Raw genomic sequence first — 17,804 nt, forward strand, 5'->3', positions numbered from 1 at the left:
GCGAGCCGCCCGGCGACGGCCTCGACCGTCAGGGAGCCGGTGATCGGCTGGGCGACGGTCCAGCAGGTGGCCTGAGCGAGATGGGAGCGATGCTGGAGGAACTCGGCATAACGCCGCTGGATTTCAGCGATCAGGACGGCGGTATGGCCGCCGCCGGCAATCAAGGCAGGCTCGGCTCGGGGTTCGCCGGTCGCGTGATGCGGTGGCTGAGCCGCCGGTACGGGCGGCTGCGCAGGGCCACGGCGGTGGCGATCAGGCCGATGACGCCGACCGCCATGAAGATGAGGGCGAGACCGCGGTCGGTGCCCGTGCCGAACCAGTCGCCGATCGTCCGGGCGCCCGCGCCGTCCGTCATGAACGGGATGACGACGAACTGGGCGATCGGGGAGATCAGGAACGCGGTCAGCGGGGACGCGGCCTGCTCCACGCTCTGCGCGAACCCGAAGACCCGCCCTTGCCGCTCATAGGGGACCACTTTCTGCAGGATCGTCTGCTCCGCGGCCTCCGCGTACGGGACGAGCAGCATGTAGGCGTACATCCCGACGGCCAGCAGCACGATCGACGACCGCAGCGGGAACAGCAGCGTGACCCCCCACAGGACGAGGTTGACGAGCAGCAGCACCTTCACCGGGTTGCGGCCCAGACCGGTCCGCGAGACGAGCAGCCCGCCGACGATGAACCCGGTGCTCAGCACACCCCACAGCAGCCCCCACACCTGCACGGGCACCAGCGACAGCCCGTAAGGGTCCATCAGCGCCATGAAGACGCCGCCGAGGAAGTTGTTGAAGGCGGAGAACAGGATGAGGGCCGTCAGCCCCGGCACCTCCCCGACCAGCCGCATCGTGCCGCGAAGATCCACCGACCGCTTCGGCGCGTCCTCCGAGACCTCCCGGTGTTCCGGCACGCGAACGACGGCCAGGTGCAGCAGGGCCACCGTGAGCACCGCCAGGCTCAGGACGAGCACCCAGTACATGCCGCCGATCGCCACCAGCGCCCCGCTGAACACCGACGTCACCAGGAAACTCACCCCCGTCGAGCTGCCGACCAGCCCGTTGGCGCGATCCCGGCCCTCCTCGGGGACCAGCAGGGTGACCAGGGTCGGCAGCGCGATCGTCCTGATGTTGCCCACGATGACGCCGACCATCAGCAGCACGACCATCACCCACAGCACGACACTGCCCGGATCGGTGAAGGTCTCCTCAGGCACCGCCAGGTAGATGCCCAGCGCCCCCGCGTACAGCAGGAGCGAGGCCAGCGCCGACACCTGCATCATCGTCTTCTTCGCATGGTGATCGACCAGGCTGCCGAACCAGATGCCGGATAAAGCGGTCATCACGAGAAAGATGCCGGAGATCACGCCGGTGGCGAAGACCGACCGCGTCTGCAGGTAAACGTAAAAGGTGATCGCGAACCACGCCGTGCTGTTGACCACCGACACCAGCACGGTGTTGCCCAGCAACTGGTAGAAGGTCCTGCGATCTCCAGGAATGACGCTCACGAGTGTCGCCTCCCGTACTTTCTTCAGTGATGTCCTCGGACGTTGAGACCCGTCGGAGCGGGATGACTCATCGCAGGACGCCGCCCGTAGGGACGATAATCGAGCGCGACATGGAATTCTTCTGCTATCACCGTGACCGCCCCGGCTCCGCGACCCTCCGTGAGAAGCTCGTGGAGGAGCACTGGTCCTATATGGACGGCTACGCGACACAGCTGATCGCCCGCGGCCCCACGCTCGACGGCGGGACAGCCACCGGCAGCGTCCACATCGTCGACCTGCCCGACCCCGCCGCCGCGCGGGCGTTCGCCTTCGACGAGCCCAACTACCAGGCCGGCGTCTACCGCGACGTGATGGTGCGCCGCTGGCGCAACCTGCTGGGCCGTACGATGTGGGACTTCCCGGGCGGCCGCGAGGGCGGCAACCGGTACCTCGTGATCGGCCTCGGCGCGGGCGAGGCCGAGGAGCCGCCGCCCGGCCGGTCGGACGACCTGATCGCCTATGGGCCGCTGCTGTCCGACGACGGCGGCACCTGGCTGGGCACGGCGGCCCTGATCCGGGCGACGGACCGCGACGCGGCCCGCACGCTCCTCGACCCGGACCGGTACGCCGACGTCGAGGTCCACGCCTGGCAGTTCGGCGGACGACGCTAGGCTCAGCCCCAGGTCAGGAACCGGTAGTGCAGGCCGGTCGACGACTCCTGCCACGCCCCCACGTAGTCGGGCGCGCGGCCCACGTCCGGCGCGTGCGTGTCCCCTTCGAAGGGCTCCCGGATCTCGGTGACCACGATGCGGTCGGCCAGGGGCAGCGCCGCCCGGTAGACGGCCGCGCCGCCGATCACCCACACCTCCCCTGACGCCGCGGTGAGAGCCTCCTTCAGGTCGGTGAAGGTGTCCACGCCCTCCTGCGGGGTGCGTGACAGCACGAGGTTGCGCCTGCCCGGCAGCGGCCGGAACCGCGGCGGCAGCGACTCCCACGTGCGGCGGCCCATGAGCACGGTCGCCCCCGAGGTCAGGGTGCGGAAGTGCTTCAGGTCCTCCGGCAGGTGCCACGGCATCGTGCCCTCGCGGCCGATGACGCCGTTGGCCGACTGCGCCCAGACCAGCCCGATCACACCGCCACCGGTGCCTTGATGGCGGGGTGCGGGTCGTAGCCGTAGAGGGCGATGTGCTCGTAGGTGTAGTCGAACAGGGTGTCCGCCGGCTTCAGGCTCAGCGTGGGGAACGGCCGCGCCTCGCGTGCGAGCTGCGTACGGACCTGCTCCTCGTGGTTGTCGTAGATGTGGCAGTCGCCGCCGGTCCAGATGAAGTCACCGACGCCGAGCCCCACCTGGTCGGCGATCATGTGCGTCAGCAGGGCGTAGCTCGCGATGTTGAACGGCACGCCGAGGAACAGGTCCGCGCTGCGCTGGTAGAGCTGACAGGACAGCTTGTCGTCGGCGACGTAGAACTGGAAGAAGGCGTGGCAGGGCGGCAGCGCCATCTGCGGGATGTCGGCGACGTTCCACGCGGAGACGATGATGCGCCGGGAGTCGGGATTGTCGCGCAGCGTCCGCAGCACGTCGCTGATCTGGTCGATGTGCCCGCCGTCGGGGGTCGGCCACGACCGCCACTGCACGCCGTAGATCGGGCCGAGCTCACCGTCCTGCCCCGCCCACTCGTCCCAGATCGTGACGCCGTTGTCCTGCAGCCACTTGACGTTCCCGTCGCCGCGCAGGAACCACAGCAGCTCGTACGCGATGGACCGGAAGTGCACCTTCTTCGTCGTGACCAGCGGAAAGCCGTCGGACAGCCGGTAGCGCAACTGGTGACCGAAGATCGACCGCGTCCCGGTGCCTGTGCGGTCGTTCTTACGGGCGCCCGTGTCGAGCACGTGGCGGAGCAGATCTTCGTACTGGGTGTCCGGCATGCCGGCAAGCCTAACGAAGCGGCCCGAGCCTGCCACAAGGGGAAGGGCATCTCTAGGCCAAGGACGACGGCTGCAGGATCCTCGTCGCTCTCAGGATCGAGGAGGAGCTCCGCCGTCAGCGCCACCCGATCATCTCGGGTGTCCGGCCCCAGCCAGGCCCACAGCGGTGGCCGGCCCGCGCAGTCGATGCCGCGCCGCGCCATCTCCGCCACCATCGCCTCGTACGCGGGACGGTACGAGGGGCTCAGCAGCCTGGCCCGGTCCCCGGCCAGCTCCCCGCAATCCTCCGGTCCCGCCGGTCCCGCCTCCGCCCCCGTCAGCTGCGCGTTCCGGCCCCGTATGACGCGGCGACGGCCTCCAGGTCGAACGTGCTCGGAGGGCCGATGAGGCTCGCCTTGGCGTCGGCGCCGATGCGGTCGACGATCTCGATCTCGCCGGCCTCCAGCCCGTCCAGCGCGAGCCGTACGAGGTCGGCGGGGTCCTCCAGGAGGCCGTCAGGGAAGTCGATGCCGGCGTTCGCGGCGAAGTCCTTCATCGTCTCGGTGGCGATGAGCCCGGGGACGAGGGCGGTGACCTGCGTGCCCTGGGCGGCCAGCTCCAGGCGGACACCGTTGGTCAGGCCCCATTGGGCGGACTTGGCGGCGGCGTAGGAGGTGTTGCCGTCGACCGTGGTCCAGGCCGCGGCCGACAGGACGTTGAGGATGGCGCCACCGCCGTTGCGGGCCAGGATGGGCGCGAACGCCCTGATCATGGCGAGGGTGCCGTAGTAGTTCGAGTCCATCGTCATGCGAATGGCGTCGAGGTCGCCGGTCATGAAGTTGCCGCCGGCGGTGAACGCGGCGTTGTTGATCAAAACGTCCACGTCGGTGGCGATCGCGGCGGCCGCCTCGACGGAGCCCTGATCGGTGATGTCCAGGCGCAGTACCTCGGCGCCCGGGACGTTCACGAGTTCGGGACGGCGGGCGGTGGCGTAGACCTTCGCTCCCCGTCGCAGCAGCTCAATGGCGAAGTGGTGGCCGATGCCGCGGTTGGTGCCGGTGACGAGGGCGGTGGCGCCGTGCAGTTCCATGAATCCAGCTCCTTAAGATGACCGCTAGGTCAAGATGTCTGACGAACGTACCCAAAACATGACCTCTCGGTCAAGTTGCTAGAATCGCGGTCGTGACCAAGCCTGAACGCCCCCTGCGCGCGGACGCGGCACGCAACCGCGCGCTGCTCCTGGAAGCGGCCGCGGCCGAGTTCGCCGAACGCGGCCTCGACGCCTCGATGGCCGACATCGCCCGCCGGGCAGGGGTGGCCAAGGGCACGGTCTTCGCGCACTTCGCGACGAAGGAGGAGCTGATCGTCGCGACCGTCGGCCACTCCTTCGCCGAGCTCACGGCCCTCGCCAGGCGGTTGCTGGACGCGGCCGACCCAGGGGCGGCACTGCTGGAGTTCCTGACCGTGGCCTGCGGCAACCAGCAGCAGCACGACCTGGCGTTCCTGCAGACGGTCACGGAGGGCGACTCGGAGGTGACCAGGCTCAGGGACGAGCTGCACGAGAGCATCGGCGCGCTGGTCGATCGAGCCCGTGAGGCGGGCGCCGTCCGGCCCGACATCATCGGCACCGACATCTTCCTGCTCATCTGCGCACCGGTGCACGCGGTCGGGTTCCTGGCGAAACCGGACCCCGAGCTGTGGCGGCGCTATCTCGCGATCATCTTCGACGGGCTGCGCCCGGAAGGCGCCAGCCCGCTGCCGCACCCGGCGCCGAGCTGGCCATGACCGTCACAGAGGCGGCATCAGCAGGCTGAGCGGCGTGCTCACCACCGGCGTGCCGCCGCCAGCGTGAAACCGTCCTGAACTCCTACCCGAGGCGGACCTCGAAGACGAGCTCCAGGCCGTCCACCTCGTCCCACTGCTCGCCGACCTGGGCGAAGCCGAGCCCGGCGATCGTGGCCAGGGACGCGGTGTTGTCCGGGCTGATCGTCACCCGTACGGTCCTGACCTCCGGGGCGGCGGCGGCCTTGCGCATCAGCTCGGTCAGCATCGTCCTGGCGTACCCCTGGCGGCGGTGGCCGGGGTCCACCGAATAGCCGATCTCTACCATGCCGGATATATCCGGCGGCCCGTGGAACCCGGCGTACCCCACCACGACACCGTCCGGCTCGGCCACCACGGCCTTGGTGAGCCACCCCGCGCTCCCCGGGTGCGTGGCCAGCTGGTTGACGCGGTACCGCCAGACCCACTTCGCCTGATCGGTGAGGAAGTACGCCGTGAGCCCGGCTCCCGCCTCGGCACTGGCCCGGGGCAGGTCGTCGTCCAGGAGGGCGGTCATGGCCGCGCCGGTCAGCTCGACGAACCTCACGGGCTTGCGCGGGGAGAACGGATCTGTCACAGCGCGGATGCTCCCGGAGCGTGCCCGCCCGTGTCCAATGGTTTATCAGGGGGTCAAACGGCGTGCGGCGTTCTCCAGGTCGGCGGCGGCCACCAGGCAGGCCGCGATGTGGGCCCGCACCGAGGCGTGCAGCCACTCCGGCGCCGCGCCGCCCGCCTGCAGCTCCGCCTCGATCGCACGCAGCCGCTCAGCGCAGGCGACCAGGGCGCGGGCGTCCGAGCGGAGGGTCTCGGCGTGGGCGCTGATCTCGGGGGACATGGCGGCTCACCGCGGCACCGGGACGGCGGCGTCCCGGAGCGACTGGCGGACGGCGGTGGACAGGCACAGCAGCGGACGGGCCCCGTCGAGCCCCAGCTCGCGCAGCCGCCCGGCCAGCGGATGGGCGGACTGCGGCGCGACGACCAGCCGCAGCGGGGGAGCCGCGTGCAGCCGCGCCGGCCCGCGCGTCCGTACGCAGGACCGCAGCACGACACCGGCCTCCCGGGCGTAGGCGACCACACCGGGATCGCTCAACGGCAGCCCGGGCCCGAGCCGCCCGCGCAAGGTGAGGATCTGGTCGGCGCCGACCTCAGCCGAGCGGCCGAGCCGGATCTTCAGCGGCGTCAGGTACGTCTCCCCGCCCCACAACCGCGAGCCCAGAGCGCGCACGACCGGGGCATCGACGGCGGTGCCGACGAGAAAACTCCCGGAGCGGCGCAGGTCAGCCGCCCGCAGCAGATCGGGCACGAAGGGAAAGCGCCGCCGGAACGGCCCCGGCACGACGACGCCGACCTGCAGCTCCGCGTAGGCGCCCGCGCTGGCGCACCGGTTGGCGGCCACGTGCACGGCGACCAGCGCCCGCCCCGCCACCTGGACGGCGGGCCCGACCCCTGCGCCTTCCAGCAGGCCGGCCGCCACCGCCGGATGCGCCGCGAAGTACGCCGTGAGCGCCCTGCTCTCATGGCACCTGATCGGCAACTCGACGCCGCCCTCGGCGACGGAACGCGTGGGCACGGTGAGGAAGGGAAACCCCTCGGGGCCGGGCGGGCGGTCGAACAGCAGGTACGCCTGCGACCGCACCACCCGCCCCCGATACGGCGTGAGCCGCTCGTCGATGACCGCGCGGGCCTCGGGCAGGTCGTCGGCCAGGTTGGCGCGGTAGTGGTCGATGCCGTGACAGAGCGGGAACAGGTGGGTGGCGTCGCCGTAGTCGACCACGTACCAGTCGGGGTGCAGGTCGAAGCAGGTGCCGGCGCCCTGCCCGTCGAGCGTGGGGATGATGTCGTGCTGGTTGGTGACGCTGGCCACCCACGTGCGCCGGTCGGCGGGACGCTTGAAGTCGATGGGCGAGCCCACGGCCACGACGTGGGTGACCGTGTGGCGGGCGCAGAAGGCGGCGTCCTGCACCAGGTTCATGATCGCCGCGCCGCCCGCGCTGTGCCCGACCAGCGCCAGCTCGGCCTCAGGCGGCAGCCCGTAGTCGGCGACGGCCTCGGCCAGGGCGCGGCTGTAGGGGCTGCTGGCCAGGACGGCGCTGCTGAACGCGCCGAGCAGGTCCTGGGGAGACTCGCCGTCGGGACGTCCCGCGCGCATGCCAGGCGCCTGGAGGACGTGGCGGATCACCCGGTCGGGCCCTTCGACGCTCTGGATGAGGATCCGTCCGGTAGTGCCGAGCGCGCTGATGTTGCCCAGGAAACCGAGCAGCGACCCCCGCGTGCACAGCAGGGCCGACTCGGCCGCGCTCAGCTCGACCCGGCGGGCGGCGCCTTCGCCGGTGTCGAGGACGGCGATGACCCTGTTGCTCAGCCCGGTGATCGGATCGGCGGTGGCGTACCCCTTGCCGGTCGCGATGAGCCAGGCGGTGGCGTCGTTGAGCGGGTTCTCGTCCAGGAGCGCGCGCAGCGCGAGCACCTCGCCGAAGACCGGGGCGAGCTGGCTGAGCGCGCGCACCGCGCCACGCTCCTTGAGCAGGGCGCGCAGGGCACGTACGGCCTCCAGGTCCCGGTCGGCGGCGGCCGCGTCGATGAGCCGGGCCAGCATCGGGTCGCCGGTCAGCTCGGGGTGGGCGATCGCCACGGCCGCGACGCGCAGCCGCAGCGACGTGGCCAGCACGCGTACGGACAGACTCTCGGCACCGAGCATGCCGCCGATCTTGGCGGCGGCGGTGAGCAGCGGGCCGCCGCCGGTGAACGCCCACCCGAGCCCCCGGCCGTTCGTCGTGGCCCGCAGCAGCGCCCCGCAGGCGGGCAGCGCGTGCGGTAACGCGACGCCGGTGAGCGCGGACGTGGCGTGCGCCGCCGCGTCCTGGATGGTGAGCGCGACGTCGACCAGCTCGCGGGCCGCGGCGCGCAGCCGCGCGGTGTCGGCGTCGGCGTCGGCGTCGTTCATGGCCTGGTCCGCCGGGACATGCTGACCAGGCGGGGCTTCTGGTCCTCCGGGGTGTTGCGGTGCACGACGTCCGACAGCGTGCGGGTGCCGGCGATGACGCGCATGCCGGCGGGGGAGAACGTGGCGGCGTTGAAGATCCGGGGAGCCAGCAGCGGGTTGGTGAGCGCCTGGGAGAAGGCGTCGATGGCGATGATCTTGGTGAGCAGCGGCGGCAGGATCGCTTCGGGGGAGCCGGGCTCCTCGGCGAACAGCCCGACGTACAGGTCCACGTCGTCCACGTCGCGGTAGAGCTCGCGCAGCGCGCCGATGACCCGCCGGTCGCCGGAGATCTGCGTGAAGCCGCGCACCCGGGGGAAACGGCAGTGCTCGCGATAGTCGTTGTACGGGGCCAGATCGAGCGCCCGCGAGTCGGCGATGCTGGCCACGTCGATCTCCCGCAGCACGGGATCGGTGTTGAACAGCCCGATGCGGCCGGCCCGCTGGCGGGAGGCGTCCTCGAACAACCGCCCGAGACCGGGCTCGGGGATCAGCGCGCTGCCGAAGAAGGTCTCGGCCATCGGCAGCTCGCGCCCGCCCACCGACAGGTGCGAAGGGACCAGGCTGTGCCAGCGGTAGACGAGGTTGAACTCCACCGACGCCCAGTTCTGGCGGTGCCAGGGCGCGTGGTCGAGCCGCGCCGGCAGCGCCGGGTCGAGGGTGAAGCGGAAGTGGTAGGGGGTGATGTGGTTGATGTACTCCTCGACGACCAGCTTGATCAGCAGCACGATGAGGATGTTGCGGGTCGTCTGGAAGATCCGCTCGTCGTCCCAGCGCGGATGTTCCAGGGCGAGCAGCCGCGCCACCCGGTTGTGCTCGCGCAGGAACAGCACCGTCAGCATGGTGAAGCCGATCTGGCCGTTGCCCCGGTCGCTGCCGGTGGCGAACAGCGTGTCGCGTTGCGCGTCGGTGAGCCGCTCCCAGAGGGCGACGCTCAGCGGCGCGAACTCCGGCTTGATCACGCCGTTCTCGCACAGGTAGGGCGGGAACTCGCCGCCGTTGATCAGCTGGCTCTTCAGCAGCCCGCCGTCGAACGTGCGCAGCGCCGCCGTCGCCGCGTCGTTCAGCCCGTACAGCTGGTTGAGGTCGATGTGGTGGTTGGAGCTGTTCTTGCGCGGGTCGCGCGGGACGTTGGTGTCGCCGCGCAGGAACCCGTCGGTGAACCATTGGGCGAAGTACGCGAACAGCACCGTGGACCGCGGGCACGGGATCATCGACGCGCCCCGCGTGAACAGGGCGGCGGCGGCCTCGGGCGTGGGCCGCTCCCGCTCGCCGGCGGGGACGGGGGGCAGGTGCCTGCCGCTGTAGGTGCGGTCGGTCAGCGAGGCCCACGAGGTGTAGCCGGCCATGGTGCTCAGCGGCTCGGGGCGCGGCGGCATCTCGCGGACCGCGTGGTCGATGAGCGAGGCGTTGATCCGGCTGCGCAGTGGCCGGCTGGCCTGCAGGAGGTCCCACAGCGGGCGGCCGTTGGTGAGGGCCAGGAACCTGAGCCGGTTGGTGAGGCCGTCGGTGGCGATGCTGCGTGCTCGGCTCCGCGCCATCGTCAGCCTTCCCGCCCTTCGGTCCCGAGGTCGAGGGGGAAGGCGTCGGGGAAGATCCCGAGCGACCGCTCGACGCTCCCGGCCGCTCGCACGCCGGGACGCAGCAGCAGGCGGCGTACGGTCTCGGCGATCACCGGACCGGCCAGGTGCACGCCCAGGCAGGCGTGATGCCCGTACCCGAAGAACAGCCGATGGTGGCGCGGGCGGTCGAGACGGAACTCGTCGGGCTCCGGCACCACGTCCGCGTCGAACATGGCGGAGGCGGGCGCCGCCAGCACGAACGTGCCCGCCGGGATCACCGTGCTGCGCGGGGTGCCGGCCGCCAGGACGTGATCACGCTCACAGATCCGGGGGAGCAGCTTGAAGAACGGGCTGAAGCGCAGCGCCTCCCAGACGTACGGGTCGAACCGCTCGGGGTCGGCGGCGGCCTCCCTGGCCTCGGCGAGCACCTGCGGGCGCGCCAGGAGCTGCTCGACCGCCTCCACCATGGCGCCCGGCGCGCTCTCCACGAAGCCCAGCGGCAGCCCTGCCATGTTCACCACCATGCGGTCGTCGCTCACGCCGGGCGGCGAAGCCCGGACAAGGCGGGCGAACACGTCGTCGGGCAGCTCGTCGCCGGCCCTCAGCTCGGCGAGGCGGTCGCGCAGGTGGGCGAGCAGCTCGGCGCCCGCGCTCACGGACGCGGCCTGGAGCCGCGGATCGCCGAGGAAGTTGGCGAAGCCGTCGGAGACGACGGCCCGCGTCCACCCGCCCAGCGTCCGCGGATCGGGGCCAGGCACGCCGAAGTAACGCGCGCACACGCCGAGCGCGACCGGGCGGAACAGGCCGTCCACCGCGTCGAAGCGCCCGTCCCGCGGGGCGGCGTCGAGCAGCTCGTCGGCGAGCCGGCCGGCCAGCTCGCGCACCCGGCCCGCGTCCTGCGGGTCGAGCATGAGCTGCATCAGGCCCTTCTCCCGCCAGTTCATCGGCGTGGCGTCCCTGGCCAGCATGAACGGGGCGCCGCCCAGCGCGGCGTCGAGGCGCGGCCCGAAGGAGCGTACGGAGAAGACCTCCTCGTGCGCGAGCACCTCCACCACGTCGGCGAAGCGGGTCACCACCGTGAAGGCGGGGGTGACGAAGATCGGGCGCCGCTCGCGCAGCTCGGCGAACAGGCTCCGCCAGTCGGTCCGCATCCACTCGCGGACCAGGCCGAATGCGGCCATCGGATCCCTGGCGAGCGCCTCCTCGTAGCGCTCGAGATGGCCGCCCGTGGTCGCCTGATCGACAGCACCCATTCCGTGGACCTTCCGCCTGATGTCGAAGCGTACCGAGATGATCGCGTTCTGCGATCACCATCCCACGCCCTTTTCGCGCCGCAGGCGAGTCCATGATTTTGATTCCTCACAGTAATCATTACGTCACTGTCAGGATATTGCCGCACGCCAGGGGCCTGGCCGTTCAATGAGGAGCCTGAATCGTCCTGACCACCCGGGAGGCAACGTGCAGCGGCCGGCCACGGCGGAGACGGTGACGGTCACCACCGGCCGCCGCCTCGCCTACCTGATCGTGCTGGTGGTCCTGCCCGTGGCGCTGCTGGCGCTCGCGGTGCCGGCCGCATGGGGCTGGGGCGTCGGGCCCTGCGACCTGGTCATCGCGGTCGTGATGTACCTGGTGAGCATCTTCGGCATCGCCATCGGCTACCACCGCCTGTTCACCCACCGCGCCTTCAAGGCGTCCCGTGCGCTGCGGATCGCGCTCATGCTGGCCGGCGGCATGGCCGTCGAGGGTCCTGTGACGCTGTGGGCCGCCGAGCATCGCCGCCACCACAAGTACGCCGACCGCGAAGGCGACCCGCACTCTCCCTGGCGCTACGGCGACAGCGGCATCGCGCTGCTGCGCGGCATGGCGCACGCCCACGTCGGCTGGTTCTACACCGCCCACCAGCGTTCCAGCCGCCGGCACTGGGTGCCCGACCTGCTGGACGACCCGGACGTACGGCGCTTCGACGCCGCCTACCCGGCGGTCGTCGTCCTGTCGTTCGCGCTCCCCGCCGCCGCCGGCGGGCTGTGGTCGATGTCGTGGGCGGGCGCGTGGAGCGCGCTGCTGTGGGGCGGCCTGGTCCGCTACGCCGTGGTGCACCACGTCACCTGGTCGGTGAACTCGATCGCCCACACCTTCGGCGACCGCCCGTTCCGCACCAGGGACCGCTCGTCCAACGTGTGGTGGGTGGCGCTGCTGACGCTCGGCGAGGGCTGGCACAACTGGCACCACGTGGAGCCGACCTGCGCCCGGCACGGCGTGCTCAAGGGGCAGCTCGACCCGAGCGCGCGGCTCATCCGCTGGTTCGAGCGGGCGGGCTGGGCCCACGGCGTACGCTGGCCGAACCCCGACCGCCTGACCTCGCTCCGCGCCCGAGCACGGCCGCAGCGGCCACCGACAGCGTGACCCCGGCGGCCACCGCCACGCCGGTGTCGCCCAGCGCGCTGAGCACGGGGATGCCGACCGTGATGCCGACCGTGATGCCGACCTGCTGCGCCATCGTCACCAGTCCCGTCGCCAGGCCCTGCTCCCGGTCAGGCAGCCCGGAGGTGGCGGTCACGGTGGCGGTCACGGCGGCGGCCACGAGGGCGATCATGTTGCCCGCGTAGCAGAGCGCCAGCACGGCCGTCACGTACCAGGCGCCGCCGCAGCACGTGCAGCGGGGCCAGCGGCTCGGGGCTGCGCAGCTCGACGCGCCAGAACGCGGCCGGCAGCAGGCCGGCGGGCAGCAGCGCCCAGCGGGCCTGGCCCGGGGTCGTGCTGCCCCAGACCAGCGCGAGCAGGCCCAGCGTCACCGTGAGCGCACCGGGAAGATCCAGGCAGGGACGCCGATCACCCGCGCCGGACGGGACCAGCCTCGGGGCCAGGGCGAGGATGGCGGCGGCGATGGGCACGTTCCCCAGGAACGCGTCGCGCCAGCCGGTCAGCTCGGTGAGCACGCCGCCGAGCAGCGCCCCCGTGGTGAAGCCCGCCGCCGAGCGAGGCGGCGCACAGCAGCACCAGCCCGGCCAGGAACATCCGCCGCCTGCCCGCCAGATCGGCGATCCGGCCGCACAGCAGCGTGAACCCGGCGGCGGGCAGCGCGTATGCGGTCGCCACCCATGGCAGGTCGGTGAGGCCGACGCCGGCGCCGCGGCGGGCAGGGCGACATTGAAGATGGAGAAGTCGGCGGTGAGCATGAACTGGGTGCCGAGCAGGAGTGTGAGCACGGCTTTGTGCCGGGGCGACATCCTGGCTCGTGGGTCTGCGGGCATGTCACCGCAGCCTGGCCGTCGCGGGCGGGCGTACCCAGACCCCGGGTTTTCCTACGCTTGACAGGGTCAGGCTAGGACGCCGCCGAAAGCGGCATAGTGGGAAAGCAGGCGCACCTGCGCAGCTGGCCCGCCAAGGCCCGCGCCACCGTCGGATACCTGCGCCAGGCCGCCGGACGGTGGCCCGACGACCCGGAACCGGCGGCGCTGGTGGGGGAGCTGACCATCAAGAGCACCGATTTCGCCACCCTGTGGGCCCGCCACCCGGTGCGCCGCTGCCGCTCGGAAGGGGTGACGTTCCGGCACCCGCTGGTGGGGGAGCTGAGGCTGGCCGAGGAGGTGTTCCAGATGCAGGAGGACGAGGGCCAGCGCCTCGCGGTGTTCGCCGCCGAGCCCGGTTCGCCCGCCGCATCCGCTTTGCGCCTGCTCCGCGTGACCTCCTAGCCAACTCGCCACTGCGATCATCTGGTTGTCATCTGACACCGAATGTAAAGTCACCTCGTGGCGGTGAAGCCCCTCAGAAGCGCCCTGCCGCTCCGGCGAGTCATGTGCGTGATCGTGGCGGCCGCCGTCGGCGCGCTGGCTGGTCTGGTGATCTTCGAACTGACGAACATCGGTGGTCGCGGCTTCTACGCCACTGGGGGCGCGCTGGCCGGAGCGGCCGGCGCCGTGGCGAGCCAGATCCGCAGCCGCTCGGCCGGGCTGACCAAGGTCAAGCTGTCGCTCCCGCAGCTGAGCGAGCTGACGATCGTGGTCGATGACCAAGGCAGGGACGTCGCCTGGAAGCTGTTCGTGGAGACCACGACCCGGGTGTCCACCCAGCCGCTGCACGACGACCAGGGACTGACCAGGGAGACGCTCTCTTCCCTGCACGCGTTGTTCGCCACCGTCCGCGAAATTCTGAAGGCGAGCCGCCCCTGCGCGCCCGGCGGCCGGACCGTCGAGCAACTCGCGATCGCCTTGCTCAACGAGGAGCTGCGCCCGTTCCTGGCCAAATGGCACCCACGGCTCCGCGCATTCGAGCAGTCGCACCCCGGAACCCCGGACTCGGAGTGGCCGGACCACGCTGCCTGCCGCGCCGAGCTGCGCACGTTGCAGCGACGGATCCGCGCCTACGCGACGGGATTCAGCGAGCTGGTCGGCGTGACCGCCCCGAGACGATGGCCGGTGCCGACAGATGAGCGGCCGTTACGCTACGACGCCTTCCTCTCCTACGCCTGGGAGCCGGACGCCCCGCTCGTCCGGGCCGTACGCGACGCCCTGCACCGCCTGGCCAGGCCCTGGTACCGGCTGCGAGCGCTACGCGTTTTCCACGACCAGTCCAGCATGCCGGCGACCTCAAGGCTGGACCGGGCGATCGAGGACGCGCTCGCCGCCTCCCGCCACCTCATCGTCTTCCTGTCTCCGCAGGCCGTCGCCTCGCCCTGGGTCGACGACGAGATCCGCTACTGGCTGAAGCACAAGAGCGTGGAGACCCTCTACCTGGTGTTGTCCGGCGGTTCGCTCGTCTGGGACGCCGTCGCCGGGCGCTTCGACGTGAACCGATCCTCGGCGCTCCCGTCCGCGTTGCACGGCGTCCATCCAGGGCGGCCGCTCTGGATCGACCTGAGCTGGGTCACCGAGGACGACCAGCGCGGCCTTCGCAATGAGCGCTTCCGCGCCTGCCTGGTGCAGCTCGCCGCAGCGCTGCACGGCAGGGCGCCCGACGACCTGGACGGCGAAGACGTCAGGCAGCACCGGAAGACCCGCCGGATGGCGGCCGCGGTGGTGACCGCGCTCGCCTTGCTGGCCGCGTCCACGGCCGTGGCTGGAGCGATCGCCGCGCAGCGCGCCTAAGCTAGTGGGCCGCCGCGCCGGGCATTCTGCGAGGAAATCATCACCAGATGAAGCGATGGGCGTGGCCGTGGTCCTTGCCGTGGCCGCATCGGCACTTCACGGCAGCCCCGCCGCCGGCGCGCGGCCACCGCCCCCCAAGGATCCGGGGGCGGCGATTGAGCGGCAGCCGGTCAGAGGGCACGGTGTGCGGGTCACCGAGTACACCACGTTCAACTTGGACGCGATCTCAGGCTGGGAGCGGTTCAAGCCGACCAAGGGTCTCGTCGCGTTCGGTGGCGGCGAGGTGGTGGCGACCGACCTCTGGGAGGCGTTCCCCGGCTGTGGATCGGCGCCCAGTCCGTCGTCGCTTCATGACCCCGGGTCGCCGGCAAGCCGGTGCAGGCCCGCTGTGGCGCGGTTGAGGGCCACGAGGTCGTCGAAGAAGGAGTCGTTCCGTTCCCACGAGCTCATGATCGCCAGGATCGCCTCGCGCCGGACTCTCGCGGTCTCGTGGTGGGCCAGCGCGAGGGCCTTCTGGAGTTGGGCGGCGGTCAGGTCGGTGCAGTAGGCGGGGGTGCCTGGTTGCATGCGCCACCCGTCCTCGGCGGTGCCCGCGTCCACGGGGTCGAAGCCGGTGTCGTCCACCAGGGTCATCACGAGTTTCTTGGCGGCCGGGTCGGTGCCGGCGACGGGTACGGCGAGGCGGTCGGCGGCGCCGGGCGGTCTGCCCTTATCCGACAACGTCGTCTGGACGAGGGCGTTCCAGGCGCGGATGACAGGGCGGCCGAGTTGTTGCTCGATCCAAAGGCCCTGGGGCATGCCGTCCTCGATGTCCTTGATGCGCCCATCGCGCTGTGGGAGGTAGTTCGAGGTGTCGGCCACCACGACGCCGGCCGGGAGGCGGTCGGTGAGCGGTCTCAGGTCGGGGAGGCGGCCGAGGGGGATGGAGGTGATCAGGACGTCCACGTCGCGGCTGACCGAGTCGAGGGTGACGGGCGTGGCGCCTGACCGCTCCGCCAGCGCGGTCATGCTCGACGGCCCTCGCGTGTTCGCGACCCGTACGGTGTGTCCGGTCGTGCCGAGCTTGTACGTGAGCGCGGCCCCGATACCGCCGGTGCCGATGACGCCGATCCTCACAGCAGGTTCCTTCCGATAGCGGGTGGTATGAGCAGCTTGGCAACGGCGGGCGGGGCTGCGCGATGATGAAGTAAGCACCGGTCATTACCCTCAGGGTCATGAAACGGATCGAGGTCCGCGAGCTCGAATACTTCCTGGCCGTGGCCGACACGCTGCACTTCGCGCGCGCGGCCGAGCGGCTCGGTATCGCGCCTCCGCCGCTGTCGCGGGCGATCGCGCACCTCGAACGGCGGCTGGGCGCCAAGTTGTTCGAACGGACGAGCCGCCGGGTGGAGCTGACCCCGGCGGGCCGCGTGTTCGAGGTGGAGGCGCGCAACGCGCTCAGGGCCCTGGACCAGGCGGTCCGTCGCGTGCGGCAGGCCGGTCAGGGCGTGCTGCGGATCGCCGCTCCGCCGGGGACCGGGGCGGGGCTGCTGCGTGAGCTGGTACGCCGCTACGTCGCGCGCTTCGGCAGTGACACCGTCGAGCTGGTCTTCACGAGGGAGCAGACCACGGCGGTCCGCGACGGCCGGGCCGACGCCGCGCTGGTCTGCTCGGATGAGGATCTGACCGGCCTGGACGTCCAGGCCATCGCCACCGAGCAGCCGGTGGCGCTGATTCCCCAAGGCCACCCCTTCGCGGCGCGGCACGCACTGACCCCCCGAATCCTGCGCCAGGACCCCGCCTACGCCGCCGACCTGCCGCCCGTCGGCCTGGACGCGCTCATCGACCTGGTGGCCACCGGGCAACTGCTCGCCGTCGTCGGCGACAGCGCCGTGGACCGGCTCGGTCCGTACGTCACCGCCGTCCCCATGACAGGGCTGCCTGCGAGGGAGGTCCTGCTGGCCTGGCCGGCCGATTCGCACGACCCGCGCATCGCGCACCTGCTGGGCGCTACCTCGTGACCAAGAGGGGGAACGTCACTCCGGTCAGATCTTCGGAGACGGCCCACAGCCGCTGCTGGAGCGGCATGTCGTAGGACTGCGGGCTGGAGGTGACGAGGCGGGGGTGGCCCATGATCTGGTTGCGTCCGCCGGGACCGTAGTACTGGCCGCCGAGCACGGCGGGGTCGGTGGCGGCGCGCAGGGTCGGCAGGGCGCCCATCGCGGGGGTCTGGAGGACCAGCGGTGCGAGCCCGTCGATCAGGGGCCGGAGAAGGGCGGGAGTGTTGCGGGCGAGCTCGGTGCTGGACGCGCCGGGGTGCGCGGCCACCGCGACGGTGGTGCCGTGCGGGGCGAGCCGGCGCTGCAGCTCGTACGTGAACAGCAGGTTGGCCAGCTTGGACTGGCCGTAGGCCCCGACCCTGCTGTACGAGCGCTCCCACTGCAGGTCGTCGAAGTGGATCGCGGCCCTGATGCGGTGACCGGTGCTGCTGACCGTCACCACGCGCGAGCCGGGCACCGGCAGCATCAGGTCGAGCAGCAGCCCGGTGAGCGCGAAGTGGCCGAGGTGATTCGTGCCGAACTGCAGCTCGAAGCCGTCGCGGGTGGTCCGGCGAGGGGTGTACATGACGCCCGCGTTGTTGATCAGCAGGTCGATGCGGCCGAGCCGGGACCGCAGCGCGGCGGCGGCGGTGCGTACGGAGTCGAGCGAGGTCAGGTCCAGCTCCTGGACGGTCACGTCGCCGCGCATGCGAGCCGCCGCCCGCGCGCCCTTGGCGGTGTCGCGTACGGCGAGGACCACGGAGGCCCCGCGCTCGGCCAGCGCCTTGGCCGTCTCGTAGCCCAATCCGGTGTTGGCCCCGGTCACCACGGCGACGCGCCCGTGCTGGTCGGGGATGTCAGCCGTCGTCCATTTAGCGCCCATGCCGGGCTCCCATCTAACGTACCGAAGGTATCTTCTGCACCCGACAGTAAAGTACCGTCGGTACGCTGTCAACG

Annotated in this window: 18 protein-coding genes; 6 read left to right on the plus strand and 12 right to left on the minus strand. The window is 71.4% G+C overall.

From position 1 onward, the window contains the following. Window positions 1-160: 160 nt before the first annotated feature. The gene (locus AB0K28_RS42645; protein WP_364381813.1) at window positions 161-1,498 is read right to left on the minus strand and encodes an MFS transporter; all 1,338 of its coding nucleotides are present in this window, start codon (window positions 1,496-1,498) and stop codon (window positions 161-163) included. A gap of 110 nt (window positions 1,499-1,608) precedes the next feature. Here AB0K28_RS42645 and AB0K28_RS42650 point away from each other — a divergent pair, with 110 nt between their 5' ends. After that, window positions 1,609-2,148 carry a YciI family protein gene (locus tag AB0K28_RS42650; protein ID WP_364381816.1) on the plus strand — a complete coding sequence of 180 codons (540 nt, stop codon included), beginning with the start codon at window positions 1,609-1,611 and terminating at the stop codon, window positions 2,146-2,148. A gap of 2 nt (window positions 2,149-2,150) precedes the next feature. Here the strand turns inward: AB0K28_RS42650 and AB0K28_RS42655 are convergent, their stop codons facing one another. From AB0K28_RS42655 to AB0K28_RS42665, 3 genes are all read right to left on the minus strand, one after another. Then, window positions 2,151-2,609: a dihydrofolate reductase gene (locus AB0K28_RS42655; RefSeq protein ID WP_364381819.1), complete on the minus strand. Its 459-nt coding sequence runs from the start codon at window positions 2,607-2,609 to the stop codon at window positions 2,151-2,153. Further along, window positions 2,606-3,403, minus strand: a complete 798-nt coding sequence (locus AB0K28_RS42660; protein WP_364381821.1) for a thymidylate synthase — start codon at window positions 3,401-3,403, stop codon at window positions 2,606-2,608. The genes AB0K28_RS42655 and AB0K28_RS42660 overlap by 4 nt, the downstream gene beginning before the upstream one ends. 316 nt (window positions 3,404-3,719) lie before the next feature. Beyond that, complete coding sequence (locus tag AB0K28_RS42665) at window positions 3,720-4,472, minus strand: SDR family NAD(P)-dependent oxidoreductase (RefSeq protein ID WP_345404998.1); 753 nt, start codon at window positions 4,470-4,472, stop codon at window positions 3,720-3,722. A 92-nt stretch (window positions 4,473-4,564) separates the two neighbouring features. Between AB0K28_RS42665 and AB0K28_RS42670 the strand changes: the two genes are divergently transcribed. Continuing rightward, window positions 4,565-5,167 (plus strand): TetR/AcrR family transcriptional regulator, encoded by a 603-nt coding sequence (locus AB0K28_RS42670; protein WP_345405001.1) that lies wholly within the window; start codon window positions 4,565-4,567, stop codon window positions 5,165-5,167. Between the two features lie 82 nt (window positions 5,168-5,249). On the opposite strand, the gene AB0K28_RS42675 is transcribed toward AB0K28_RS42670, so the two are convergent. From AB0K28_RS42675 to AB0K28_RS42695, 5 genes are read right to left on the minus strand one after another with little or no spacing between them, the layout of a single operon-like run. Then, a complete protein-coding gene (locus AB0K28_RS42675; RefSeq protein WP_364381824.1) occupies window positions 5,250-5,780 on the minus strand; it encodes a GNAT family N-acetyltransferase in 531 nt (176 codons plus the stop codon). A 45-nt stretch (window positions 5,781-5,825) separates the two neighbouring features. Then, window positions 5,826-6,038 (minus strand): hypothetical protein, encoded by a 213-nt coding sequence (locus AB0K28_RS42680; protein WP_364381826.1) that lies wholly within the window; start codon window positions 6,036-6,038, stop codon window positions 5,826-5,828. 6 nt (window positions 6,039-6,044) lie between these two features. Beyond that, window positions 6,045-8,147, minus strand: coding sequence for a hypothetical protein (locus AB0K28_RS42685; RefSeq protein ID WP_364381828.1), 2,103 nt, complete (start codon window positions 8,145-8,147; stop codon window positions 6,045-6,047). Then, window positions 8,144-9,724 (minus strand): peroxidase family protein, encoded by a 1,581-nt coding sequence (locus AB0K28_RS42690; RefSeq protein WP_364381830.1) that lies wholly within the window; start codon window positions 9,722-9,724, stop codon window positions 8,144-8,146. Before AB0K28_RS42690 ends, AB0K28_RS42685 begins: the two co-directional genes overlap by 4 nt. Before the next feature lie 2 nt (window positions 9,725-9,726). Further along, complete coding sequence (locus tag AB0K28_RS42695; RefSeq protein WP_364381833.1) at window positions 9,727-10,998, minus strand: cytochrome P450; 1,272 nt, start codon at window positions 10,996-10,998, stop codon at window positions 9,727-9,729. Between the two features lie 205 nt (window positions 10,999-11,203). Between AB0K28_RS42695 and AB0K28_RS42700 the strand changes: the two genes are divergently transcribed. Next, entirely contained in the window at window positions 11,204-12,148 is a 945-nt protein-coding gene (locus tag AB0K28_RS42700) for an acyl-CoA desaturase (RefSeq protein WP_364381835.1), read from the plus strand. Window positions 12,149-12,276: 128 nt separating this feature from the next. Here AB0K28_RS42700 and AB0K28_RS42705 read toward each other — a convergent pair whose 3' ends face one another. Next, window positions 12,277-12,996 (minus strand): hypothetical protein, encoded by a 720-nt coding sequence (locus AB0K28_RS42705; protein WP_364381837.1) that lies wholly within the window; start codon window positions 12,994-12,996, stop codon window positions 12,277-12,279. Between the two features lie 96 nt (window positions 12,997-13,092). On the opposite strand from AB0K28_RS42705, the gene AB0K28_RS42710 reads away from it, so the two are divergent. Further along, window positions 13,093-13,437, plus strand: a complete 345-nt coding sequence (locus AB0K28_RS42710; RefSeq protein WP_364381839.1) for a hypothetical protein — start codon at window positions 13,093-13,095, stop codon at window positions 13,435-13,437. A gap of 57 nt (window positions 13,438-13,494) precedes the next feature. Continuing rightward, a complete protein-coding gene (locus AB0K28_RS42715; protein WP_364381841.1) occupies window positions 13,495-14,829 on the plus strand; it encodes a toll/interleukin-1 receptor domain-containing protein in 1,335 nt (444 codons plus the stop codon). Window positions 14,830-15,177: 348 nt separating this feature from the next. On the opposite strand, the gene AB0K28_RS42720 is transcribed toward AB0K28_RS42715, so the two are convergent. Continuing rightward, complete coding sequence (locus tag AB0K28_RS42720) at window positions 15,178-15,945, minus strand: NAD(P)-binding domain-containing protein (RefSeq protein ID WP_364381843.1); 768 nt, start codon at window positions 15,943-15,945, stop codon at window positions 15,178-15,180. Between the two features lie 98 nt (window positions 15,946-16,043). Between AB0K28_RS42720 and AB0K28_RS42725 the strand changes: the two genes are divergently transcribed. Next, entirely contained in the window at window positions 16,044-16,829 is a 786-nt protein-coding gene (locus tag AB0K28_RS42725) for a LysR family transcriptional regulator (RefSeq protein WP_364381845.1), read from the plus strand. Here the strand turns inward: AB0K28_RS42725 and AB0K28_RS42730 are convergent. Beyond that, the gene (locus AB0K28_RS42730; RefSeq protein ID WP_364381848.1) at window positions 16,819-17,730 is read right to left on the minus strand and encodes an SDR family NAD(P)-dependent oxidoreductase; all 912 of its coding nucleotides are present in this window, start codon (window positions 17,728-17,730) and stop codon (window positions 16,819-16,821) included. The genes AB0K28_RS42725 and AB0K28_RS42730 overlap by 11 nt on opposite strands. Between the last annotated feature and the right edge of the window lie 74 nt (window positions 17,731-17,804).

Source organism: Nonomuraea sp. NPDC049504, assembly GCF_040676845.1.
Classification (GTDB): Bacteria; Actinomycetota; Actinomycetes; order Streptosporangiales; family Streptosporangiaceae; genus Nonomuraea; species Nonomuraea salmonea.

What these genes read in the sequence shown, in the direction of transcription:
- AB0K28_RS42690 (WP_364381830.1), bottom strand. Translation starts at nt 9,724, where the DNA reads ATGGCGCGGAGCCGAGCACGCAGCATCGCCACCGACGGCCTCACCAAC.
- AB0K28_RS42685 (WP_364381828.1), bottom strand. Translation starts at nt 8,147, where the DNA reads ATGAACGACGCCGACGCCGACGCCGACACCGCGCGGCTGCGCGCCGCG.
- AB0K28_RS42695 (WP_364381833.1), bottom strand. Translation starts at nt 10,998, where the DNA reads ATGGGTGCTGTCGATCAGGCGACCACGGGCGGCCATCTCGAGCGCTAC.
- AB0K28_RS42650 (WP_364381816.1), top strand. Translation starts at nt 1,609, where the DNA reads ATGGAATTCTTCTGCTATCACCGTGACCGCCCCGGCTCCGCGACCCTC.
- AB0K28_RS42725 (WP_364381845.1), top strand. Translation starts at nt 16,044, where the DNA reads ATGAAACGGATCGAGGTCCGCGAGCTCGAATACTTCCTGGCCGTGGCC.
- AB0K28_RS42705 (WP_364381837.1), bottom strand. Translation starts at nt 12,996, where the DNA reads ATGCCCGCAGACCCACGAGCCAGGATGTCGCCCCGGCACAAAGCCGTG.
- AB0K28_RS42680 (WP_364381826.1), bottom strand. Translation starts at nt 6,038, where the DNA reads ATGTCCCCCGAGATCAGCGCCCACGCCGAGACCCTCCGCTCGGACGCC.
- AB0K28_RS42730 (WP_364381848.1), bottom strand. Translation starts at nt 17,730, where the DNA reads ATGGGCGCTAAATGGACGACGGCTGACATCCCCGACCAGCACGGGCGC.
- AB0K28_RS42665 (WP_345404998.1), bottom strand. Translation starts at nt 4,472, where the DNA reads ATGGAACTGCACGGCGCCACCGCCCTCGTCACCGGCACCAACCGCGGC.
- AB0K28_RS42660 (WP_364381821.1), bottom strand. Translation starts at nt 3,403, where the DNA reads ATGCCGGACACCCAGTACGAAGATCTGCTCCGCCACGTGCTCGACACG.